The sequence below is a fragment of the Porphyromonas circumdentaria genome (genome assembly GCF_900167105.1).
Taxonomy (GTDB): domain Bacteria; phylum Bacteroidota; class Bacteroidia; order Bacteroidales; family Porphyromonadaceae; genus Porphyromonas; species Porphyromonas circumdentaria.
In genome coordinates this window covers 68,724-92,914 of record NZ_FUXE01000005.1, presented here as the reverse complement: position 1 = coordinate 92,914, position 24,191 = coordinate 68,724, and the positions used below count along the sequence as shown (strand labels likewise).

The 24,191-nt window shown below is 44.8% G+C and carries 19 protein-coding genes; 6 read left to right on the top strand and 13 right to left on the bottom strand.

What is annotated here, in order from left to right; genetic code table 11:
• Positions 1-564 precede the first annotated feature (564 nt).
• From B5D06_RS03325 to pyrB, 10 genes are all read right to left on the bottom strand, one after another.
• Positions 565-1,737: a sensor histidine kinase gene (locus B5D06_RS03325; protein ID WP_078736608.1), complete on the bottom strand. Its 1,173-nt coding sequence runs from the start codon at positions 1,735-1,737 to the stop codon at positions 565-567.
• 93 nt (positions 1,738-1,830) lie between these two features.
• Positions 1,831-4,023, bottom strand: coding sequence for an Ig-like domain-containing protein (locus B5D06_RS03320; protein WP_078736607.1), 2,193 nt, complete (start codon positions 4,021-4,023; stop codon positions 1,831-1,833).
• Between the two features lie 15 nt (positions 4,024-4,038).
• Positions 4,039-4,653: an L-threonylcarbamoyladenylate synthase gene (locus B5D06_RS03315; RefSeq protein WP_078736606.1), complete on the bottom strand. Its 615-nt coding sequence runs from the start codon at positions 4,651-4,653 to the stop codon at positions 4,039-4,041.
• Between the two features lie 18 nt (positions 4,654-4,671).
• Positions 4,672-5,361 carry a ComEA family DNA-binding protein gene (locus B5D06_RS03310; protein WP_078736605.1) on the bottom strand — a complete coding sequence of 230 codons (690 nt, stop codon included), beginning with the start codon at positions 5,359-5,361 and terminating at the stop codon, positions 4,672-4,674.
• A complete protein-coding gene (locus B5D06_RS03305; RefSeq protein ID WP_078736604.1) occupies positions 5,351-6,070 on the bottom strand; it encodes an ABC transporter ATP-binding protein in 720 nt (239 codons plus the stop codon). Before B5D06_RS03305 ends, B5D06_RS03310 begins: the two co-directional genes overlap by 11 nt.
• Position 6,071: 1 nt before the next feature.
• Positions 6,072-6,821 carry a tRNA threonylcarbamoyladenosine dehydratase gene (locus tag B5D06_RS03300; protein WP_078736603.1) on the bottom strand — a complete coding sequence of 250 codons (750 nt, stop codon included), beginning with the start codon at positions 6,819-6,821 and terminating at the stop codon, positions 6,072-6,074.
• Positions 6,818-7,936: an endolytic transglycosylase MltG gene (mltG, locus tag B5D06_RS03295; protein ID WP_078736602.1), complete on the bottom strand. Its 1,119-nt coding sequence runs from the start codon at positions 7,934-7,936 to the stop codon at positions 6,818-6,820. The genes B5D06_RS03300 and mltG overlap by 4 nt, the downstream gene beginning before the upstream one ends.
• Positions 7,937-7,951: 15 nt before the next feature.
• Positions 7,952-8,539 carry a flavin reductase family protein gene (locus B5D06_RS03290; protein WP_078736601.1) on the bottom strand — a complete coding sequence of 196 codons (588 nt, stop codon included), beginning with the start codon at positions 8,537-8,539 and terminating at the stop codon, positions 7,952-7,954.
• On the bottom strand, positions 8,536-9,015 hold the full coding sequence (pyrI, locus tag B5D06_RS03285; protein WP_078736600.1) for an aspartate carbamoyltransferase regulatory subunit: 480 nt from the start codon (positions 9,013-9,015) through the stop codon (positions 8,536-8,538). The genes B5D06_RS03290 and pyrI overlap by 4 nt, the downstream gene beginning before the upstream one ends.
• A gap of 13 nt (positions 9,016-9,028) precedes the next feature.
• On the bottom strand, positions 9,029-9,943 hold the full coding sequence (gene pyrB / locus B5D06_RS03280) for an aspartate carbamoyltransferase (RefSeq protein WP_078736599.1): 915 nt from the start codon (positions 9,941-9,943) through the stop codon (positions 9,029-9,031).
• Positions 9,944-10,624: 681 nt separating this feature from the next.
• On the opposite strand from pyrB, the gene B5D06_RS03275 reads away from it, so the two are divergent.
• The 6 genes from B5D06_RS03275 (at position 10,625) to B5D06_RS03250 (ending at position 19,491) form a co-directional block, all read left to right on the top strand.
• Positions 10,625-11,308 carry a TetR/AcrR family transcriptional regulator gene (locus B5D06_RS03275; protein WP_078736598.1) on the top strand — a complete coding sequence of 228 codons (684 nt, stop codon included), beginning with the start codon at positions 10,625-10,627 and terminating at the stop codon, positions 11,306-11,308.
• A gap of 163 nt (positions 11,309-11,471) precedes the next feature.
• A complete protein-coding gene (locus B5D06_RS03270) occupies positions 11,472-13,823 on the top strand; it encodes an efflux RND transporter permease subunit (RefSeq protein WP_078736597.1) in 2,352 nt (783 codons plus the stop codon).
• A gap of 78 nt (positions 13,824-13,901) precedes the next feature.
• A complete protein-coding gene (locus B5D06_RS03265) occupies positions 13,902-15,677 on the top strand; it encodes an ABC transporter ATP-binding protein (protein WP_078736596.1) in 1,776 nt (591 codons plus the stop codon).
• A complete protein-coding gene (locus B5D06_RS03260) occupies positions 15,674-17,404 on the top strand; it encodes an ABC transporter ATP-binding protein (RefSeq protein WP_078736595.1) in 1,731 nt (576 codons plus the stop codon). The genes B5D06_RS03265 and B5D06_RS03260 overlap by 4 nt, the downstream gene beginning before the upstream one ends.
• A gap of 45 nt (positions 17,405-17,449) precedes the next feature.
• Positions 17,450-18,232 (top strand): outer membrane lipoprotein-sorting protein, encoded by a 783-nt coding sequence (locus tag B5D06_RS03255; RefSeq protein ID WP_078736594.1) that lies wholly within the window; start codon positions 17,450-17,452, stop codon positions 18,230-18,232.
• Positions 18,232-19,491 carry a DUF1302 family protein gene (locus B5D06_RS03250; RefSeq protein ID WP_078736593.1) on the top strand — a complete coding sequence of 420 codons (1,260 nt, stop codon included), beginning with the start codon at positions 18,232-18,234 and terminating at the stop codon, positions 19,489-19,491. Before B5D06_RS03255 ends, B5D06_RS03250 begins: the two co-directional genes overlap by 1 nt.
• 93 nt (positions 19,492-19,584) lie before the next feature.
• Here B5D06_RS03250 and B5D06_RS03245 read toward each other — a convergent pair whose 3' ends face one another.
• The 3 genes from B5D06_RS03245 to B5D06_RS03235 form a co-directional block, all read right to left on the bottom strand.
• Entirely contained in the window at positions 19,585-21,264 is a 1,680-nt protein-coding gene (locus B5D06_RS03245; RefSeq protein WP_159442682.1) for a S41 family peptidase, read from the bottom strand.
• A 77-nt stretch (positions 21,265-21,341) separates the two neighbouring features.
• The gene (gene recG, locus B5D06_RS03240) at positions 21,342-23,441 is read right to left on the bottom strand and encodes an ATP-dependent DNA helicase RecG (RefSeq protein ID WP_078736591.1); all 2,100 of its coding nucleotides are present in this window, start codon (positions 23,439-23,441) and stop codon (positions 21,342-21,344) included.
• 11 nt (positions 23,442-23,452) lie between these two features.
• A complete protein-coding gene (locus B5D06_RS03235; protein WP_078736590.1) occupies positions 23,453-24,145 on the bottom strand; it encodes an IspD/TarI family cytidylyltransferase in 693 nt (230 codons plus the stop codon).
• Positions 24,146-24,191: the final 46 nt, after the last annotated feature.

The window sequence follows — 24,191 nt, the reverse complement described above, 5'->3', positions numbered from 1 at the left end:
GGAGAAGAGCTGTAAATAGGTAGTTGATACGTTTTGTAGCGTTTGCCCCTATTCTATATTATTATAGAGTAGGGGCAATGTTGTTATGAGACCTCTCCATAATTCCCCATCTATTCTTTCCTTTCGAGACTTGGACTTGCTCAATACACTGGTGTATTTTAATGTTTTTGTACCACGAATTTTCTTTTTGATCGTGTATAATTCTTTATATTCAGATTGAATATACATATATGCAATCTGGATATATATAAACGCAATCTAAATATACATATATGTAGATTGAAAATAGAAAATTGCTCACGATAAAAGCCACTTTTTTAGCTGTAAAATGCAGTTTCTAAAGAGGTAGAATGGGGGTTTTACTCCCTTATTGAACTGATATAAGAGAGCAGAGAGGATAAGTTTTTCTCAATAGGAAAAGAAAGAATTGTCGGGCAGGCATACTCTTTATCTTTGAGATGGCAAGACTTCTATGCTGCGTATTCTTAGCAAGAGGAAAGAGTTTCGAGTCGCTTTTTGTCCATAGGGAGGCTTTTCTCCCTTTGTGCTTCGAGGCGGTGTCGCTTAGTTTTTCGTTAGGGGGAGTTTTATTCGAAACGTTGTACCCACGTCAAGTTCACTTCGCAGCACCATGATTTTACCATGGTGATAAACCTCTACGATGCGGCGTGCTAAGGATAAACCAAGCCCCCAGCCATGTTTCTTGGTCGTAAAGCCAGGATGAAATATCTTCCGGCGGTATCTCGGAGGGATTCCTTTCCCCGTATCCGTGATGTCTATTAAAGCATAACGCCCTCTTTGCTCTAAAGTTATGGTGATCTCCCCCTTTCCCTTCATCGCATCGACGGCATTCTTTATGAGGTTTTCTATGACCCAACTCCACAAAGAGGGAATTAGTTTGATGAGGATAACCCCCTTTTGAGGAACATCTAAAAATATGCTCACCTCTTTACTGATGCGCTGTTCCATGTATTGGGTTATTTGCACGATTTCTTGCGTGAGGTTGCGCTCTTCGTACTGAGGGGCGGAGCCGATTTTCTGGAAGCGGTGGGCTATCGTTTTTAATCGCTCGATGTCTTTGTTCATCTCCTCCAGAGGGGTGCCGTCTTGGAGTTCGCCCTGAAGCAGTTCTGTCCAAGCCATGAGAGAGGAAATAGGAGTGCCCAGTTGATGAGCTGTCTCCTTAGAAAGTCCTATCCAAAGTCTATTCTGAGCGTTCTTTTGCGCCAGATACCAAGCGACAATAAGGATGAGAACAAAGAAGACGAAGATAAAGATCTGAATGGTGGGAAAGATGAAAAGTTCTTTCAGCGTAGAGCTGTCTGAGTAGTAAAGATACTGTTTGCCCGCCTCTCCCAAGTCTATAACGATAGGGGGATAGCGTTTTTTGAAATTCTCTAATGTATAGGTGAGTTTTTGGAGCGTATCGATGCCCTCTTTCAGCTCGATGTTGTTATAGGAGAGAATAGAGTCTTCTTTATTACAGAGAATAACGGGGATTGTTTTATTCGAGCGTATAATAGAGAGGAGTACATTGAGCGAAGCATCTGCTTCATTGCTTGCCAGTGCTTCGGTCGAGGATGCCCAGAGTTCCATCTTGGCACGTTCCTCATAAACCATCTTTTTGTGCAGTTTTTGCGAGAGCAAGATGGGTACTGTAGCAACGATAAGAGCCGCAATAGCCAAGAGTATGTTTAGAGGGCGTCGTAGCCTTTCTGAATAGAGTTTATCATTCATACTTGTATCGTATCATGGCAAGAAAAGTATCGAAAGACTTGGAGAAAACAGGCAACGGCCTCCACGATATGCTATCGCTCTTGTTAGGAGAAGTTACGGAGCAGTTTTTCCCTTCTTCTCTTTGGACTTTCCTCCTTTTTCTTTCTCTTCTTTCTCTTCCGCTTTTTGTGCTTTTTCCTCTGCTCGTGTCGGGAGTCCTAATATCTTACGGTCTCTATTGGAGGGATTCCATTTATCACCATAACGCTCTCTCATGCGCTGGATATACTCCTCGTTCAGATTCTTCTCTCGCCGTCCTTGTTGATTGTTTTTTACCTCTCCGAAAGGGCTTTCCATACCTGAGGGACGCTGTTTCTCAAGAGGGAGTTTATTGAAGAGCCAAACCTCTTCGGAGGTAAATTTGGCTTGTACCGATAGGGCTTGCGGATAGAAATAGACAGGTTCTGCCCTTCTCTTAGGGTAAGAGGCAGGGTCCCAAACATGATTGTCGTTGAGGTCTATCCACATACGAGCAAAGTAGGAAGCTGGGGGAAGATCGCTGATTTGTAAGATGCTATCCTTTAATTGAAACGTTGCGAGGGTTTCATTCTTGGAGGTCAATAGGTCTATATAAACAATCCCCTCCAGAGGAAGCTCGGGGAATGAGAGTTGGACAGCTCCGAACTTGTCTTCACTCTGTATAGAAAAAGGTATTTCACTTTTACTGTTAATGCCCGAGTAGATACTCTCAATAGCGGCAGAGTCGACTACCAGTTTATACTCTATGCCGTAGTTGTAGTTGGTTATAAGTTCTACACCACAAGGATTGAGGGGTATCTTTCTTAGCGAGAAGGGCTCGGGAGTTTCTATACTGTCTTTTACCGAGTAGAGGTGTATCCGGGTCGTGTCGATACGATCTATCGGTTCGTTTACGGCAAATTGTATTGTATCTCGAGGGGAGTCTTTATACCATCTCTTACTCTTTTTTTGCTCAACGGTTAGGGTGTGTATCGGGGAGGTTTCCGTATCTTTTTGTAGCGAATCGGGAGAAGAGTTTTGTGAATCTCTATTGATCCCTTTGAGAAGAGATCGGTTGCGAACTTCCTTTTTGCGATGTATGAGCGATAGTGTATCCGTTTGCATATAGGTCTGTTCTAAAGAGTCTATCGCATTATACCTGATCTGCACGTTTAACGTATCTCTTTGGTATAGGGTAGGATCGGCTATCCAATAGGTAGCTTCGGTTCGTTCTTCGTTGAGTTGTAGTAGGGATAGTTCCTTTGTTTCGGTCGTCAAATCGAGCAGGGAAGCCTTGGGTAATGAATCTATCGGAGCGTTGAAGTTAAAAACAAGACGTAAGGAATCGGGGCGATGACCCTTTTGTAAGAATTGTTTTTTGGGTACATCTACAGAGTAGAGGAGTAGATTCAAATGGGCATCTTCTTGTTGCAGGGCGATTGAGTCTTTTTGTGCGATAGAGTCGGTACGAATGCTATCTGTCATTGATGGAGTGGGTAGGCTCATTTCCTTTGTCGCAGGGAGTGTATCCGTTGCCGATTCGACTTCTTGCACTCTGGTTTCGACCTCTTCTCGCTTTTGTACTAAAGGGGAGACTGCAGTAACGAGTTGCTCTGCTACACCGAATCCCTCACTCCTTTGACTATAGCTAAAGGAGTGGTCTAAATCGTTGAGCGCAAAAAGTCGGTAACTCCCAGGTGCAAGATGCGTTATGGTAAAACCTCCCTCTCCATCGGTTTGAGCTACTCTTACGAAAGGCCGTTTTTGGAAAAGGGTGTCGCTCCCGTCGGGGTGTACCCCTACAAGAATGTTCGGAACTGGGGCTAAGCTCTGCGCATCGATAACTTTACCTCGTATCTGCATTGTATCGATGGAAGAACCCGTTGAGAAAGCAAAGACAAACCCCTCTAAAGGATTGTTTTCGTTAAGGTCGACAATAGCATCGGTGAAGTTGATTGTATAGGTTGTGTGCGGCTTCAAGTCGTCTTCGTAAATCACGGTTATAGTTTTGCCTGTGCCCTGTAAAATACGTGGAGGGGTCTGTTGTGGAGGAGAGAAGAAGACCTTTTCGTTTTGCTTCTCTACTTTCACATTTTCATTGAAGCGGAGTTTTATCTTTTTAGAAGTAATGTTGGTTGCCTCGTTTACGGGTACACTTCGTACAAGCTTCGGAGGAATCATATCGTAGGGACCGCCCTCGGGAGAGGCTTGTCTTGCACATCCGATGATAATACCCATCAATAGGGCAACAAACAGCAGGTAAGAAATATATGTAAAGGTAGGTTTCATAGGTTATTTGTAGGGTTATAAAAGAGAAGAAAAACCTATTTGAGCCTCTCGAACAATCTCTTCTTCTCCCTCTGTAAGTCGGATAATAGAGGTGTATCCTCCCTCGCTAATTCCTCCATCAACTACCGTGTACACATCTTTGCCATAACACTCATCGATAAGCTCTGGGTTGGTAAGGTACTCAACCTCTTCGTGACGAATGGGAAGGGAGGCGGTAAGTAGCGGAGAACCCAACGCCTCTAAGAGTAATGTCGTAACGGGATGTTGTGAGAGGCGCACCCCTATCTCGTGATTGTTTTGTAAGATTTTGGGGAGTTCCGATTTGGCGGGCAAGATATAGGTTATCGGCTCTCTTTCGTGGGCTTTCATGTATTGGAATACACGGTTATCTACCTTGGCATACTCTGGTATAGAGTTGATCGAAGGGCACATGACAGCCAAGCGATGTTTACGCCAGTCTACCCCTTTTAGGGCGCATACCTTTTCGATAGCCCTCTGCTTCAAAGCAGAGCATCCATAGGCATATCCGATACCTGTGGGGTATATGATAAGGTTGCCTTCTAAGAGTTGAGCTACTATTTGGTCGATGGTGTGCCAGTTGGGAGTATCGGGATAGATTTTTGTTAGCATAGCTTTTTGATAAAAGGGTTAGAATGAAAAGTAGTGACTAAGTCTTATGCTGTCTTCTACGGTAAATTCCGATAGGTTTTTGAGTTGTTGCCAGTTCTCGATACTGCCGTCTCTGTAGAGAATGCGCTCCAAAGCAGCCCTTTGCAGATAGTTGAGGTAGGGATGTCGAGGAATAGCGTGGTAGGAAATCGTGTCCCACAAGATAGGTTGGGGAGCGGAAGCTATCGAGAAATAGGGCTTGATTTCATCATACCTCTCTTGTGTCATTCCATACACTTCTTGTAGTTGTAGTACCGTGTAATAGCCTCCTAAACGCTCGCGGTAGGCTACTATGCGACGTGCAAAGGTGGGACCTATGCCTGGTATTTGAGTGAGCGTAGTTGAGTCGATCGTATTAAGATCTAAGATAACCCCTTTGGGGATACGTTTCTTAGGTTTATAGGTAAGAGGCTCGGGAGGCCCTACATAGTGATCGTTGGTTTCGAGGGTATCGTTTTTTGTCCCTTTATGAATTACTGGGTCGGGTTGAGTATCGCACTCTTGCTGCGTAAGGAGAGTTCTTGTAGTACTGCTTTGAGCCGAAGATAGCTTGTCGGCTTTCCCCTGTGAGGAGAAGAGAAAGAGGAAAATTCCCCCGAGGAAAAGGAGAGAAAGCAGTAGTAGTACCATCCTATCCCCTCTGTTGAAATGGAAAAAGTTATAGCTCATGCAGAGAAGAGGTTATGGAGACAATCGTTCCATCTACGAGTTCTATACGTCGGTCTGTTAGATGGGATAGATGTTCGTCGTGTGTAACGATGACGATGGTTTGTTGTAATTCTTCTCGTAATTGAAAGAAGAGTTGGTGCAATTCCTCTTTATTATTGCTATCCAAGCTACCCGAGGGTTCATCTGCCAGTAGCACATCGGGTCGGTTAATGAGTGCGCGCGCTACGGCTACACGCTGTTTTTCTCCCCCCGACAGTTCTCGTGGTTTATGCTTTAACCGCTCTTTTAGCCCCATTCTTATAAGCATCTCTTCGGCATCTTTCATGGCCTCTTTGTGCTTCACTCCTGCAAGCATTGCGGGAATAGCTATATTCTCTTGGGCGGAAAACTCGGGTAGTAACTCGTGAAACTGAAACACAAAACCGATTTTTCTATTGCGGAAAAGAGCTTGTTTCTTCTCGGGTAGCGTGTGCGGATTTATACCGTTAATCCAAACTTCTCCCGAGGTAGGGGCATCAAGGGTGCCTAATATCTGCAAAAGCGTTGTCTTTCCAGCTCCGCTTGGTCCTACGATGGATACGATTTCTCCCTTACTAATGGATAAGTTGACCCCTTTTAGCACTTCCAGAGTGTCAAAGTTTTTGCGGAGGTCTTTTATCGAGATAAAATCCTCTGGGGAGCAATGAGTAGGGGTATAGAGAGTAGTCATTTTATGTGCCAGATAGAGTTCTAAGGATATAGCCTGCCATAAACCCGCCGAAGAGGTTGGGGAGATAAGAAATAGTTCCTACGGTAGAGCGTTTCCCTTTATCACCCGAAGTTCCGAGGGTAGCCCCTTCGATGGCTGTTTCGGAAGAGAATACTACGGGTATCCCTCGATTGATGCCACGGGTGCGGAGTGCTTTGCGCACGGCTTTAGCTAAAGCACAGGTATGCGTTTTGCTGATATCGGCTATTTGCAGGGCTGTTGGGTCTATTTTGGCACCTGCTCCCAGTGCAGAGATGATAGGGATAGAGTGGTTGTGACAGTAGGCTATAAGCTCTGTCTTAGGGGCCAACGTGTCTATGGCATCTGCCACAAAAGCGTATTCGGAGGTTGAAAAGAGAGAGGGGATATCTTCTGCTTCTAAATAAGCAGTGTGCAGTGTGAGTTTTAGATTGGGGTTAATGCGCAAGAGTTCTTGTGCAAGGGCCTCGGTTTTATACATACCAACGGTATCTTGATAGGCTACCATCTGTCGATTCAAGTTGCTATAAGCGACCTTGTCCCCGTCTACCAACGTTAAAGCTCCTATTCCCGCCCGTACCAACATGTGTGCCACTGCACCACCCACACCGCCTACACCTACCAGTAGAACGTGAGCTTTTTGGAACTGCTCCATACCAGAGGTTCCTACCAGTAGTCGGGTGCGGCTTTGTATTTCTTCCCAAGATATGTGGTCGGGTGCGTTAGGGATCATTTTATATTGTTTCTGTCAAGTTCTTTTTGATAGAGACGAGCATTTCTCAAGTGCTCTTCAAAGGTAGAGGCAAAGGTATGAAAGCCCGAGAAATCTGCTTTTGCGCACATAAATATATAGTCATGCTCGGCATAGTTCAGTACGCTGTCGATGGTACTTTGTTGCGGATAGCATATAGGACCAGGAGGAAGTCCACTTACGATATAAGTATTGTAGGGCGAGACGAAGCGGATATGATGCTTGCCGATACGTTTTACGGTGAAGTCGCCCACCGCATAGCGAGCTGTTGGATCTGCCTGTAGTTTCATACCCTTGCGTAGTCGGTTGATATAGAGCCCCGCAATAAGAGGGTGCTCCTGCTTTTTGTTGGATTCCTCCTGTACGATAGAGGCAATGATACTAATTTCAACGGGAGTAAACCCTTCTTTTTGCGCTTTCTCTTTACGTTGTGAAGTCCAAAAGGCATCGTATCTTTTTTTGAAGTGATAGATCAAAGAGTCGGCAGAGGTATTCCAATAGAGAGGAGTCTCTGAGCTCTGTGCCCCTCCTTCCGCATCGGGCATAAAGAGGCAGCGTATGGTAATAGTGTCGAACCCTAAGGCGGAGCAGAAAGAGGGGTCTTCCAGTCGTTGAGCTACCTCCGAAGGTGTTATTTGTAGGTTTTCTGTCAAAGCCGAGATGAGCTCTTGCTGCGTGCGGGCACCCTTGAGTTGTACCCTTACGGGCACTTGCTCTCCATACTTAATTTCTCGGATGATTTGGAGCATATTTTGCGAGGGAGAGAGTTTGTATTTTCCAGGTCTTATACCCTCTTCTATGCGCCAAAGGTGTGCTACTTGTCTGAAAATGCGTGGATTGCGGAGCACCAACCCCTTTTCTACCTGTTGGAAAACTCGAGCCAGAGAGGTCGTATCCGTTACGTAGAGGTAAGCTTCTTTCTCGGCAACCCCTGCGGGGCGGAGCAGAAGAAATAGACCTCCACCTATGGAGATGAAAAGAAGGAGGAGCAGAAAAAGGAAAAATCCTCGAACGGCACTTTTACCTTTCTTTTTTCTTCTCTTCGAAGAGGTGTAATTCCACTGAGGGGTATAGTAGTTATGACGCTTCTTTTTCATCTCGAGTAACAAGTTTTATTTGCGTTGTTTGATAGGTTGGTCGCCTTTTCTTACCGACCAACCGAAGTAACCTATAAAGTCGCCCAGCCCAAAGTACTCGCCATGGGCGTAGGAGAGCAGGTGTGCTTTGGAGAGATCTAACTTGCCCGTCTCGGGGTTGATATACTCATCTTCTACCACAACATTTACAATTTCGGCCAAAAACATATCGTGGGTACCTAAGGATTGTATGCTACGTACTCTGCACTCCAAGCTAACTGGGCTCTCTGCCACAAGAGGGGCTTGAATGATTTTGGCGGGTATGGGCGTAAGTCCAGAGCCTTTCCATTTGTCCTCTTTTCTGCCACTTACAATGCCTACCCAGTCGGTCGCTTTGGCCATTTCTACTGTGGTCAGGTTTAGAGCAAACTCCATACTCTCTTTTACCATAGCGTGCGAGTAACGTTCGGGGCGGATGCTTACATAACAGAGGGCGGGATCGCTACAGACTATCCCCGTCCACGAAGCAGTGAAGAGATTGCTCTTTCCCGCACGATCTGCACAGGTTACAATCAAGGCAGGTAGAGGGCTAATCATAGTGCCAGGTTTCCAATGCTGTTTCATAGAAGTTCTATTTGTTCACTTTTTATTTTACGTCCGCAGTAAGAGCACGCGATGGTTGTCTCTTCTTGGTTACTATTACTCCTAAATCTCGTAGCCATAGGCTCGTGATTGGTTATACATTTGGGGTTGGGACAGCGTACTATACCTATAATTTCCTCGGGTAGTTGTACGCATTTTTTCTCAACTACTTGGTAGTTGCGTATGATATTGAGATGTACATTGGGGGCTATCAAGGCTATTCGGTTTAGAATGTCGTCAGAGACAAATTGGTCTGAAATTTTGATAATCCCTTTTCTCCCCAATAGCTTGCTTGGAAAGTTGTTCCCAATCGTTATGGGTTGAGCTGCCGTTTCTAAGTGTAGGAGAGAGGCTACCTTAAAGAGTTTGGACGATGGGATATGGTCAATAACCGTGCCGTTACATATGGTAGCTACGGGCATGGTTTCAAAATTTTGCTTTGTATTCTTCTCTTCCATGGGAGTAAGGTTTTTATTCTTTGATTTCTATATCCAATACCTCACACAAAATCGATTGGCGCACGAAAAGACCGTTCAGAGCCTGCTGAAAGTAGTAAGCCGAGGGGTGTAGATCTACCTCCTGTGCTATCTCGTGTACACGAGGAAGCGGGTGGAGAATACGTAGATTGGGTTTAGCTTTTTCAAGCAGAGTATTGTCGAGTACGTACACGTTTTTCACCCTTTCGTACTCCTCGATATCGGAAAAACGCTCCCGTTGTACACGGGTCATATAGAGTATGTCTGCCTCGCCAACCACCTCGGGTGTGAACTCGCTCACTTCCTCAAAAGGGATGTTGTGCTTCGCGCAGTAGGAGCGATACTCTTCGGGAAGAGCCAACTCGGGCGGAGCTACAAAAAGAAAACGGGGCGAGAAAGGTTTCATGCCCTCTATCAGAGAGTGTATGGTGCGTCCGTACTTCAGGTCGCCTACCATAACGATTGTTTTCCCCTCCAGTGTACCCTGCGTTTGACGGATAGAGTAGAGATCCAATAAAGTCTGCGTAGGATGTTGGTTAGAGCCATCGCCTGCATTGATGATAGGGCGGTCGGTAATTTCTGTGGCATACTGCGCCGCCCCCTCAAGGAAGTGTCGCATCACGATAACGTCTGCGTAGTTTGAGACGATACGAATCGTGTCTTTGAGTGTTTCCCCTTTTGTAGAGCTCGAGGTTGCCGCATCGGAAAAGCCGATAACCTTGCCTCCCAAGCGACAAACGGCTGTCTCGAAACTGAGTCGAGTGCGTGTCGAGGGCTCAAAGAAGAGCGTTGCAATTACATTTTTTTCTAAATAGTTGCGGTTGGGGTTTCGTTCGAAAATGGAAGCCCTGTCGAGGATACGGAGTATATCCTCAGGAGAGCATTGACTGATGGATACTAAATTTCTCATCTTTTTAGAAGACTCTTTGTTTGGGAGTTATACCGCAGAGAAAAGGCGCCCAAGATGAAGGCACTGCTTTCTCGTGACCTTCTCTTAAAAGTATATTTACACTCCGTTACAAAGATAATGAGAATAGACTAATAGAGAATGTAGTATACCTTCAATATCCGTAAATAAAATAGGAGAGAGGAGATTTTTTGCAGAGGTTTTTCTTGCCGCTGCCGTGATGGAGGGGTATAGCCTTTCTCTGAATATGTGACAGAGTATGATAGGGTCGCTTTATTTCAATCTTGATACGCTTATAAAGAAAAGTCTCTAAGCACTCGAATAAAAGTTGTTTTTCTCTCTTGTTTTTTCTTTATATTCAATCTGAATATATGTATTTTCAGATTGCATATATGTATATTTAAGTTGAATATATATATACTTAGATTGCAAATATAGAATTCCTCCTCTCTTTTCCTCTTTTTGCTTATGAGTAAATGCTTTATTTTCTGTTTTTAATTCTTTTTTTACGGAGAAGTTACTCTATGTGTATGAGAGGATATCTTTGCGGCTCCTTGGCTTTTGTAGTCCAACCCTCCATAGTAATGAGTAGGAAGTGTGGGTTAAAAATCATCATTTTAAGGTATTGTTTTAGTTTTTAGATATGGTGAACTTTGCACTCCGAGAGTTGAAGTCGCAAATCTAATGCAAGCAACCAAAGATTATACACGCCAATTATTACTCGATACGGCACGAGAGGCCTTTTTTAAAAAGGGCTATAAGGCTGTTTCTATGCGAGAAATCTCGCAAATGTCGGGCGTTGGCTTGAGCAATATCTACAACTATTACGAGAATAAAGATAGTCTGCTTGCAGAGGTGTTGCGCCCTCTTCTCGATGCCATGAATGCCATTCTCTATAGGCATAATACCCCCGAATATGTAACGATAGATGTATTCACTTCGGAAGAGATCTATGGCGAGTGGTTCAAAGATACCTTTGCCATAGTCTCTCACTATCGAGAAGAGCTAAAACTTCTTTTTTCGGCCTCTCATAGCCCACGCTTTGCCAATTTTACCGACGAGTGGATTGATAAAAGCTCGGCTATCGGTATGGAGTATATAAGGCTTATGAAGGAGCACTATCCGCAACTTTACACAAATATCTCTCCTTTCTATATTCGTTTTGCCTCTTCTTTGTGGGTGAGTGTGATGAAAGAAGTCGTACAGCACGAAGAACTCTCGCTCGAGGATACCGAACGCTTTATCGGGGAGTATATACGTTTTAGTACGGGCGGATGGGAAAAGTTGATGTATTTGCACGAAAAGAAAGAGGAGCTCCCTCAAGAGGTGGTATTGACCTCGGAGTGTACGAATCCTTGCTTGGTATGAAACAAAGATTTTTTTATACGATAGTTTTTTTCAGAGCGAACCACCCCTCCTGGGTGGTTCGCTCTTTTTTTGAGAACAAATAGATGTTTTGTTCTTTTTTTGGGACTCCTTGCGCAAGAGCCGTTCCTTTGATAGACGATAATAGATTAGAAATAGATAAACGATGAAAATAGAACGAATTAACCGATGGTTTGTCCATCGTGGTGAGTGGATTATCCGAAAGCGTTGGTGGGTATTGGTGGCCTTTGTACTTCTTCTGGTACTCGGTTTGGGGGGCTTGAGATATATGAATATCAGTACCTCGTGGAACGATTACTTCCTCGAGAACGACCCCATGCTCGTGCAGACGGAGCAGTTTAAGGAGATTTTTGGTAACGATAACTATGCGGCGGTACTTACCACTTGCGACAACACCTTTACAAAGGAGAATTTGCAACTGATACGTCGCCTCTCCAACGAGATGTTGGATAGCCTTTCCTATGCCGATAAAATCACTTCTCTTACCGATGTAGAGTTCATGGTCGGTAATGAACAGGGTATGGAGATAGAACAAATTGTACCCGAGGATATTCCCGATGATCGTGACGAACTGGAAGAAATCAGACGTAGAGCCTTTATGAAACCCTACATTGCCAATCGTTTGGTTTCAAAAGATGGTAAACAGACGTGGATTCTGCTCAAGTTACGCCCTTTTCCAGAGGACTCGGTGTGGAAAGCACAGGGGGTTATTTCGCCTTCTATGAGTACGGGGCAAGAGTTGCACAAGATTATTATGAAGCCAGAGTATGCTCCTTTGCATCCCAAAGGATCGGGTATGCCCTATCTTACCGAGAGGAAGATGGACTTTGTCAATAGAGAAATGCCTCGAGTGATGGGTATTGCCATGCTTTTGGCAATATTGGTGCTGGCACTTGCTACCCGTTCGTTGAGGGGGGTAATTGTGCCTTTGGTAACGGCAGCAAGTTCTATTGTCATGGCATACGGGCTGGTCGGCTATATAGGTATGACCATCGATAGCGGTATGATGATGATACCGATGCTCTTGGCATTTGCCATAGCGGTGGCATACAACATACACATACACTCCTATTTCAAACGGCAAATGCTACAGCATGGTAAGCGTAAGCAGGCGGCGATAGAGACCATTGGAGAGATGGGTTGGCCTGTGCTTTTTAGTGCACTGACCACATTTGCCGCTTTACTTTCATTCTTGGCCATTCCTATGGTGCCGATGCACTTTGTCGGTGTAACGACCTCGACAAGTGTTATGCTCACTTTCTTGATAGCGGTTAGTATAATGCCTATTATGCTTAGCTTCGGTAAGGACAAAGTGCCCCAACCCGCAGAGGAACGAAAAGAGGGGCTTTGGTTAGACCGTAGGTTGGAGCGACTTGGTGAGTGGGTGATTAAGTGGAGAAGAGGCGTGTGGGTGGTCTTTTTCCTCCTGACGGGATTTCTGCTTTTCCAATTCACCAAGATAGAAACGGTCTTTGATGTAGAGCGTACCATGGGGAGGCGAGTTCCCTATGTCAATGATATTCTTAACGTGGCCGAGAGTGAGCTGGGTGCCATGTATTCCTACGACGTGCTGATAGATCTGCAGCAAGATGGTGCCGCCAAGCAACCCAAGCACTTAAGGGCTCTGGACTCCTTGGCGCGTGTGGTCGATGCTTACCCTCTTACGAGGCGTACTACCAGTATTTTGAATATTCTCAAAGACTTGAATCGTACTCTTCACTCCAACGATGAGGCCTATTATACCGTACCCGAAACAGCTGAGGAGGTGGCTCAACAGATGCTTCTTTACGAGGGAGCAGGAGGAAGCGAGGCGGAGTATTGGATCGACTACGATTATAGACGTTTACGCTTGAAGGTCGATTTGAGCCGATACAACTCGGGGGTGGCAGAGCAGGAAATGCAAGAAATCACGGAGCTTGCACAGCGACTTTTTCCTCAAGCGATTATTTCTCCCGTGGGTTCTTTGCCCCAGTTTACTACCATGATGCAGTACCTTGTACGAGGGCAAATCGTCTCTTTCTTCATAGCTCTTTGCGTGATTGGCATATTGATGATGTTGGTTTTCGGTAGCGTTAAAACAGGGCTTGTGGGGCTTATCCCTAACGTTATGCCAGCCATTGTGGTCGGGGGGCTTATGGGGTGGATGAATTATCCCCTTGATATGATGACGGCTACTATTATGCCTATGGTATTGGGGTTGGCGGTAGACGATACGATACACTTTATCAATCATGGGCATTTAGAGTTCGACCGTCAGCGTAGCTACAAGAAAGCGATACTACGCACGTTCCGCATTGTCGGCACACCTATCATTCTAACGAGTATTATCATATCGGCCAACTTTGCCGCTTATACGATCTCCTCGGCTGTTTCCTTTATCCATATGGGTATTCTTGCCGTAGCGGGTATGTTGGCAGCTCTACTTGCAGACCTCAGTATTACCCCTCTATTGTTCCGTAAGTTCAAAATCTTTGGAGAAGAGAAAGCGTCCGTATGACAAATGGATCCTTTTGATTTTTTAGAAATCAAGAAACCTATAAACTGATTACTCATATTTCATAGTTAAATAGAATTTATGTCTGAAGAGAAAAAACAAAAGAAAAAAGCGGTTCTAAAACGCTTGCTTCCCTATGCGGGTAGGAAGTCTTATTTGCTTTACTTAGCGATGTTGTTTTCTGCCTTGTCGGGCATTGCTGTACTTATGCCTATGGTGTATATCCATCGGATTGTAAGTGGTATTATTTTGAGTGGGAGCGTAGATGCAGTCAGTATACGCCAAGAGGCTATTTGGGCTACCGTTTTTGCGGTAGGAGGTATATTGCTCTATTTTCTATCTCTTTTGGTTTCGCACATTTTTGCTTTTGAAGTAGAGCAAAATATCGTAAAGATTTGCGTGAAAAAAATGATAGAAAAGCCCTTGGGATTCTTTACGCATCGAGAGAGCGGTAATCTTCGTAAGGTAATAGTCGATGGGGCAGCCGAAACGCATAATATGTTGGCGCATCAATTACCCGACTTGGCTATGACTTTCGTTAGCCCCCTTGTATTGCTTGTTTTCTTGTTTCTTTTTGATGCAAGGTTAGGTTGGATTTGTATTGTGCCTCTCCTTATCGGTATGCTGCTTATGGGTACCATGGTTACCAAGAATAATAAGAAGTTACGCGACGAGTACTATGCTGGTTTGGCGCATCTCTCTTCCGAAGCTGTCGAGTATGTACGAGGTATACCAGTCGTGAAGACTTTTGCCCAGAGTGTAGAGAGTTTTGAGCGTTTGTATTCGCTCATTATAGAGATGAAAAACTTGGTTGTAAAGTGGAGTATGAGTTTTAGAAGCAAAATGTCGCTGTATGAAGCGGTGGTTGGCTCTACGGCTTTTTTTCTGGTGCCTATTGCTATCCTGCTTATTACAAGTGGAGGTAATGTAAGAGAGGTTTTGGGTAACAGTGTTATCTACCTGCTTATAGGACCTGTTTTCGGCATCTTTGTAATGCGCAGTGCCACGATTAAGAACTTTACCTATTTCGCCGAGCTTGCTTTGGATAAGATAGATGCAGCCTTGGAGTATGAACCGCTTTCGTACGGAACCCAAACGACACTGGGCGAGGGAATAGAATTTAGAAACGTCTCTTTCTCTTATGGTGCAGAAAAGGTTTTGGATGCTATCTCTTTTAAGGTAAATAAGGGCGAAACGGTCGCTTTGGTAGGTTCTTCTGGAGGAGGTAAAACCACTATTGCCCGCCTTGCTTCTCGCTTTTATGATGTCGATGAGGGCGAAATCTTGATAGGTGGTACCAACATAAAGGAGTATGATAAGTCGACTTTAATGAGGAGTATCGCCTTTGTATTTCAAAACTCGAGGCTCTTTAAGATGAGTTTAAGAGAAAATCTGCTCTTAGCGCGACCCGATGCGAGTGAGCAAGATTTAGAGAGTGCTCTCGTTCGCTCGGGGGCTAAGGAGATAGTCGAGAGGCTTGAACAGGGGCTTGATACTGTTTATGGTAGCAAGGGTACCTATTTTTCGGGAGGTGAAGCACAGCGACTCTCTATTGCAAGGGCTTTACTCAAAAATGCCGAATTTGTCATCTTAGACGAGGCAACCGCTTTTGCCGACCCAGAAAACGAACATATCATACAAGCCTCTTTTAAGGAACTATCGAGGGATAAAACTACACTGATGATTGCTCATAGACTTTCGACCGTGGTGAATGCCGATAGAATCCTTGTCGTAGAAAAAGGGCAAATTGTCGAGAGCGGAACGCATCAAGAATTACTAACTAAAGAGGGTACTTATAAAAATCTATGGGATGAGTACCAAAAATCAATCCACTGGAAGATAGGAGGTGAAAGATGAAAAAGTATTTCAAAGAAAGATATGCAATGTCGGATAAGGGGGCGAGAAATTTGCAGAAGTCGATCTTCTCACATACGCTTCTCAATCTGACTAAAATGTTTCCCCCTCTTATCGGATTCCTGTTTTTATTTCAGTATTTGGGGGGTATAGAGGGGATTCCCGCAGCTGTGGAGCTTAGACTTGTTGATTATATCGTGATTGGTCTTGTATTGCTGGCTGTGATGTTTTTGGTAGCTCGGTGGGATTACATCCGCCTTTATGACAATGTTTATAATGAAAGTGCCAATATGAGGATCGATATTGCCAACCGACTGAAAAGCCTTCCTCTCTCCTATTTCGGAAAAAGAGATATAGCCGATCTCTCGGCCACGATGATGAGCGATTTGTCGATCTATGAGCAGATCTTTTCGCACGCATTACCTCATATCTATGCTACTTCTATCTCTACTATTATTATCTCCATTATGATACTCGCCTATGATTGGCGGTTGGGTGTGGCTGCTCTATGGGTTATCCCCGTTGCGCTACTTATAGCTTTTCTCTCCAAAAGATGGCAACGAAAAAGGGTCGACGATTGGGTGAAAAGCAGTCGAGAGGTAATTGATGATTTGCAAGAGAGCATTGATCAGATACAGGAGATTAAATCGTATAATCTGGAAGAGAAAACGTTGAAAACGTTTTACGAAAAAATGGATCACTGCACTCAAACAAAAGTAAGAGCAGAGCTCGTCTCGGGTATTGCTACCTCTTTTACGGGCATACTATTGAAGTTGGGTATTGTAACCGTTGCGGTCTTTGGGGCTCATCTTTTGATTGCAGGAGAGGTTAATATATTGGCATACGTTGCCTATCTGATGCTTACGATGAGTATCTATCTGCCTATAGAGAGCTTGCTCTCTTTTATGTCAATGATTGTTTTGCTCGACGGCGTTGTGGCACGTATAAAAGAGATTAAAACGATACCTATCCAAACGGGAGAAAAGCAGATAGCGGTGCAGAATTACGATATAGAGTTTAAGGATGTTGAGTTTGGCTATGAAGAGTATTCTGTAATCAATGGGGTAAGTTTTACAGCCCAACAAGGTCAGGTGACAGCACTTATCGGTCCCTCGGGGTGTGGTAAAACGACGCTCGCTAAATTGGCAGCTCGCTTTTGGGATATACAGAAGGGTAAGGTCTTACTTGGGGGGCAAGACATTAGCAAGATAGATCCCGAGGTGCTTCTTCAAAACTATTCGATTGTATTCCAAGATGTCGTTCTTTTCAATGCGAGTATAAAGGATAATATTCGCATTGGGAAAAAGGGAGCTACCGATGAAGAGATAGAGCATGCCGCTCGTATAGCACGCTGTGAAGATTTTATCGAGAGAATGCCACAGGGTATCGACTCAATTATCGGAGAGAATGGAGAGCGACTCTCGGGCGGGGAGCGTCAGCGCATTTCCATTGCAAGAGCCCTCCTTAAGGATGCTCCTATTATTCTATTGGACGAGGCTACCGCCTCTCTTGATGTTGAGAATGAGAGCCTTATACAGGCGGCTCTTTCTGAACTTATCAAAGATAAAACGGTCATTGTCATAGCTCACCGTATGCGAACCATCAGAAACGCAGATAAAATTATTCTCTTGGAAGCGGGACGAATTAAAGCCGTTGGCACAGATCGAGAACTACGGGAAACCTCGCCCGAATATCTGAAAATGTTGCAGAGCCAATCCGAAATGCTTTGAGAGATGGTATAGCAACAAATACAGACCTATAAAATGAAGAGAAATATGAAAAGATGGATTTGTACAATTACCGCAAGTGTAACTCTTGCGATGGTATCTTTTGCCCAAACAGGACGAGAGATTGCACAGAAAGTGAAGGATCGACCCGATGGAGATACGAGGCAGTCAGAGCTAGTTATGCAACTCATAAATAAACGGGGGAGTGTGCGTGAACGTAAGATTACTTCCTATGCAATCGATGTAGGAAAAGATAAAAAGGATAGGAAGAGTGTGATGTTTTTTCAGTATCCCAATGATGTAAAGGGAACAGGGTTTCTTACATGGGATTATAACAGTGCCGATAAAGAAGACGACAAATGGCTTTATCTGCCTGCTATGAAGAAGACACGCCGTATCAGTGGATCTTCTGCCAAGACGGAATACTTCATGGGAAGCGATTTTACTTACGACGATATGGGGCAGCGAGATGTCGATGAAGATGTGCATAAACTCTTGGGAGAAGAGACGCTTGAGGGACATAAATGCTGGAAGTTGGAGTCGGTACCCGTAGACAAACGTAGTATTTTCAGCAAAAAGATAGCGTGGATACGGCAGGATTGTCTCTTACCCGTGAAAGTTGAGTATTACGATAAGATGGGTAAACTACACCGTCTGTTGCAGCTGTCGCTTATTACTCAAGTGCAGGGGTATTGGGTGGCTCAAAAGTTACATATGACCAATGTGCAGACGGGGCATCAGACAATTTTGGAAATAAAGAATCCGAAATACAACCTCCCTATGGAAGAGGGAAAGTTTAATGTAACCACGCTCGAAAAAGGGAGGTTTTGATGAGAAAGATAGGGATATATGCTCGCTATCTCAGCCTCCTCTTTTTCCTATGGATGGGGCTACAGGCTGCCGAGGCACAGGAGGAGAGTAGTTCGTCGTGGCAACTGAAAGGTTTTGTAGATACCTACCATGCACTACAAGTGCAGCACCCCAACGACTTTATTGCCTCTCGTACGCGTGTGCGGGCAGAGGTGGAGAAAACGTTTGGAGCCTCTTCTCTTTTCGTCTCTTTCAACGCTACCCACAATGCCCTTTTGAAAGAGCGCACGGGGTTTGACTTGCGAGAGGCTTATTTGGATCATAGAGAGAAGCACTGGGGCTTTCGTTTGGGGCGTCAGTTGGTTATATGGGGTATGGCAGATGGAGTGCGTATCACGGACTTGGTATCTCCGATGGATATGGTCGAGTTTTTGGCACAAGATTATGATGATATCCGTATGTCGGTCAATGCGCTACGCTTTTTTACGTTCAATGACAAGATGAAACTGGAGTTGCTTCTTGTACCCACTTTTCAGGGGTATAAGCTACCGACCAGTGCCGATAATCCTTGGAGCATCTTGCCTCGGGAGAAAAATTTGCCTATCGTTTGGGACGAGAGTGAGAGTAATCCTGCTTTCAAACTCTCCAATGTGGAGTATGGCGGTCGCCTTAGTTTTACCCTGCCAGGTGTCGACTTCTCTTTGTCGGGGTTGTACACATGGAATAAAATGCCTGTTTTAAGCTATAAACTATCGCCCGAAGGACTTGTCGTCTCTCCTAACTATTATCGTATGGGTTTCTTGGGGGGCGATATTTCCAAACCCTTAGGTCAGTTGGTGCTTCGAGGAGAGGCTGCTTTCAATGTAGATAAGCACTTCAACTACAAACCAGGGCAGACAGCTTTCCCTCAAAAGGGTTTTAATACGCTTAACTGGTTGGTGGGAGTGGATTGGTACGCTCCTCGTGAGTGGATACTTATGGCGCAGTTCTCCAGCGAAAGTATTTTTAAGTACGAACCGCAAATAGCACAGCGGGAGCACAGTGCTCTCTTAACGCTCAGCATATCGAAAAAACTTTTGGAGAGTACGTTACAGATCTCCAATTTTACCTATTACGATTTGATGCATAAAGGTTGGTTTAGCCGATTTTCTGCCGATTACGCCCTTAATGACCAGATGCGTCTGGTGGTTGGGTGCGATTGGTTGGGCGGAAAAGAGGGGATATTCAGCAATTATAAAAGGAACTTAGAAGTCTGGATGAAGGCCAAATACAGCTTCTAAAAAGAACTTTATAGTTAAAAGAGAAAAGGTATAATCCTAAAGTATTAGGGTTATACCTTTTCAAGTATTGGGTTATAGCTTTTGCGCTACCTCTTATGTTTTAGCGGGATGCAAGATTTGTTGGTAGCGTTTGGGGTTCGCAAGGAGCTCTCGTACCGACTTCAACTGCTTGTCTTGAGGTAGTATGTAGCGGTAGTAGCCCTCTCGGTAGTAGGCTATCCGTACGATTTGCCCCTCGATATACTGTTTAATATCTTCCTTAAAGAGCGTTGCGTCTCGGCGCACATCTGATGCAATCTTTTTACGAAGGGCCTCTATCTCAGTCTCTGCCACAGCGTAGAGACGCTCTCTGCGGATGAGCTCTTCCACCTTGTCCAGATAGAAAGTACTGCCCGTTTTATAGGAGAATTTATTCTTCTCTAAGTGACGGATAAACTCTTCATACTCGGCATCGGAAAGGCGAAAACGGTCTGCTTGTACCATCTTGGGGTGGGTGCGTACGTAATCGGTTACATAGTCTGCCACAAGCGTATCGATAGCAAAAAAGGTAACTACACCTGCTAATGTATCTGCCGAGAGGTCTACATCGGGCGTTATGCCTCCCGAAGCATACACCTTACGCCCGCCTAAGGTTTGGAAGGGAATACCTACTGTATCGGTTTTAATGAGCTCTGTACTTCCCAGATGATTGTAATTGATTTTCTGAATGGAACGTCCGCTCGGTATATAGTAGTGGGCGGTTGTTAGTTTTAGAAGGCCGTTACCAGGAGTAACCAGCGTGGATTGTACCAATCCCTTACCAAAGCTTTTTTCGCCTACGATGACCGCACGGTCATGATCTTGGAGAGCCCCTGCTACAATCTCAGAGGCAGAGGCAGACTCATCGTTGATCATAACGACCAATGGGACATCCTCTACCATGGGAGTATCTGTCGTAGAGTAGGAGGCATTGGTAGAGATGTTACGCCCTTTTACATCAAGTACTTTAGACCCTTTGGGAAGGAATAATCCCAGTATCTCTACGGCACTCTGGAGGACCCCTCCGCCATTGCTTCGTAAGTCGAGGATGAGACTTTTTAGAAGAGCTTTCTCTTTGAGATTCTTTATAGCCTGTTTGACATCTTTACCCGAGTCTTGTGTGAAAGAAGAGAGGGCAATATATCCCATTCCATCCTCAATGAAATCTGCAAAAGCAACAGAGTTTACCGATATTCTTTTGCGTTCAAATGTGAAGGTGCGAGGAGTTTGTTCGCCTCGGCGTAATACTTTTACTGTTATGGTAGTGCCATCCTCGCCTCTTAGTGCCTTGCTTACAACCGTAGAGGTAGATTTACGGAAGTCTTTTCCATCGATTTCTAAGATGCGGTCGCCTGTTTTCAAGCCCGCTTTATCGGCAGGTTGCCCCTGCATCGGTTCGTTGATGACTACTACACTATCGGGGCGTTGGTTTATAATAGCTCCGATACCTGCATAGCTCCCCGATGTCGCTTCACGAAAGGCTTTGGCCTCCTCGGGTGTCATGTATTCCGTGTAGGGGTCTAAACGTTGGAGCATAGCATTCATCCCCAGAGCGTGTACCTTGGGGAGGGCTATTGTGTCTACAAAATAGTTTTGTACCCCCGAAAGGATAGTACCTGTTACTTGTAGTGCCTCGTAGTACTCTTTACGTTCACGCTGCTCTTTGTTTTCAGACTGAGCCAGAGCCGTTGGGGCGATATATAATGATAAAAAAAACGTAACCAAAAGGGTTACAGGAAGATTATTTCTTTTCATGCTCACAAAGGTAACGATTATGGTAGTTCCAGCGTAAAATCTATGGCAATATCGATTAAGTGCTTCTGTTGAGAGGCTTATCCAATCTTTCCCCATTGTTGATCTCTGGGGTAGAGCTTCTCTAATTGTTGGAGGAATAGTTGATGCTCTTTCAGCTCTAAAAGAGGGTCTTTGCTCAAAAGGCTTGCAACGGTTTCTATTACCGCTTGTAGCAAACCGATGTCTCGAGTTGGTTCTGCGATTTTCAGTCCAGGGAAGTCTCCACTTTGTCGCGTTCCCTCTATGTCTCCTGCTCCTCTTAGGCGCATATCCTCCTCGGCTATTTTGAAGCCGTCGTTGGTGGCGCACATTACTTCTATTCGTTGCTGAGCAGGGAAAGAGATTTTTCTCTTACTCATCAGTACACAGTAACTCTGCTCTCTTCCTCTACCGACACGCCCTCTTAGCTGATGTAGTTGTGCTAACCCGAAACGGTCGGAATTTTCAATAATCATTAGGGTTGCATTGGGGACATTGACTCCTACTTCTATCACGGTTGTGGAGAGGAGAATGGGTACCTTACCCGAAACAAACTCCTCCATACGGAGTTGTTTCTCTTGAGGTTTTAGTTTTCCATGTAACCATGTTACATTATGGAAGCCATACATCTCGACGAATTGATTGTAGCCCGTTTCGAGATTTTTGTAGTCAGATTCTTCTGTTCCCTCGATCATAGGATAGACTACGTAAGCTTGCTGCCCTGATTGAATATGTTCTTTCAGAAAATGATGCACACGATGGGCTTCGTCATCGTAACAGTGGTAGGTTTTAATCGGCTTGCGACCTGGAGGTAGCTGATCAATAATGGAGACATCCAAATCACCATAGAGTGTCATCGCCAATGTGCGAGGGATAGGCGTTGCACTCATTATAAGAATGTGGGGGAGCAGCAGGGGGCTTTTTTCCCACAGGCGGGCTCTTTGCATTACGCCGAAACGGTGCTGTTCGTCAATAACGGCAAGCCCCAAGTGGGCGAAGACGACTTTCTCTTCGATTAAAGCGTGGGTACCTATCAGCAGAGAGAGCTGTCCCGACTGCAGGTCGGAAAGAATTTGTTGGCGATCGGAACGAGAGGAACTGCCCGTGAGCACAGCTATAGATATGCCTAAGGGAGAGACAAAAGAGTGTAAAGACTCAAAATGTTGTCGAGCCAAAATCTCCGTTGGAGCCATCATACAAGCCTGCAAACCGTTATCTACAGCCAGAAGCATGGCAAAAAGGGCTACCAGAGTTTTTCCGCTACCCACGTCTCCCTGTACCAATCGGCTCATCTGTAGGCCTGTGCGGGTGTCTTGCCGTATCTCTCTCAATACTCGTTTTTGGGCGTCGGTAAGTTCGTAGGGAAGAGATTGGTATAATTGGGTGAAAAGAGGGCCGACGGAATGTAACTCATAACCTTTGAATCGAGCTTTTCTCTCACTCTTAGTAAGCTGTAACGAGAGTTGCAGGTAAAAGAGTTCGTCGAACTTCAGACGCTCTTTGGCTTTATTGAGAGTGTAAGTGTTTTTAGGAAAATGAATTTCTACTAAAGCTTGAGATAATGGAACAAGAGAATAATGCTCTATAATCACGGGTAGCAGGGTCTCTTTTACGTACAAATGAGCTACACTACAAATGCGGGCTAAGGCTGTACGAATAGCGTCCGAATCAAGATAGGATTTTTTCATCTTTTCAGTCGTACGGTACATGGGCATCAGCCCTCCCGTAACCGTGTGAGCTTGCTCTATGGGAGTTATTTCTGGGTGGACTATAGTGTAACTTTGTCCAAAGCGTTTGAACTTACCGAATACGATGTATTCCTTATCCTCGGGATAGTGGTTGATAAAGTACTGCGTATTACGAAACCAAACCAGTTCTACACTCCCTGTTGCATCTGTCAAGTAGGCTTTTAGTCGCGCCTTACGTCCTATTCCCTCGCGTACGTAGTGGGTTAGAACTCCCTTAATCTGTATCTCGGGCAGATCATCTCGTAGCTCTCCTATGGTGTAAATACGAGTGCGATCAATATATCGATAGGGAAAGTAGTAAAGAAGATCCTCGTAAGTATGCAGAAAAAGCTCCGAGTAAAGAAGTTGAGCTTTCTTCTCTCCGATACCAGGCAAATAGAGAAGAGGGGTGTCGAAATACTCAGAAGACATAGTTAGTATTGCTAATGAAAGCCTCCCTTACCTTTTGCACGGCTCAAGAGGAACTCCATCCAAAGTGCATCTATTGGTCGGGTTATTTTAATGTTCTCTATATTCCCCTCGACAAGAGCAGGGGGGGTAAAAAAATGGCTTTCGTACACGGAGGCATCATCTGTAAATAGGGTGTCTGAAGCAGCATTGTAGGCCTCTATTAAGAGATCAGATTGAAACACTTGAGGAGTTTGCACCTGTATCAGTGTAGATCTATCTACAGCTTCGGAACCCTGTTCGTTAAATCTTCTTACCGAATCTATCAGTCTTGTGTAGGGTAGAGCAGCTCTCGCTTTGCAGGCTGTTTCCAGAAGTTCTGATATTGTGTTAGGATCTATTAGGGGGCGTACCGCATCATGTACGGCAACCAATACTCCTTTGGGGACTCTTTTTAGAGCATTGCGCACAGACTCAAAGCGAGTAGCTCCTCCTGCTACCACTTCGTGAGGTACGGTAAAATTGTATTGTTCGCAGAGCTCCTGCCAATAGTCAAAGTAGTCGCTTGAGAGGGCTAATATAATCTGTGAGGCAAAAGGTCGAATGCGCTCCAACGTGTACATGATGAGAGGCTTCCCAAAAATGAGCAAGAACTGTTTGGGAATTTCCCCACCGAAACGAATTCCTTTGCCTCCTGCAGGGATTACAAAATAACAAGGAACAGACATAGTACTATTACAAAAGAGAATGAACGCCCCGTAAAGCGTTCATTGG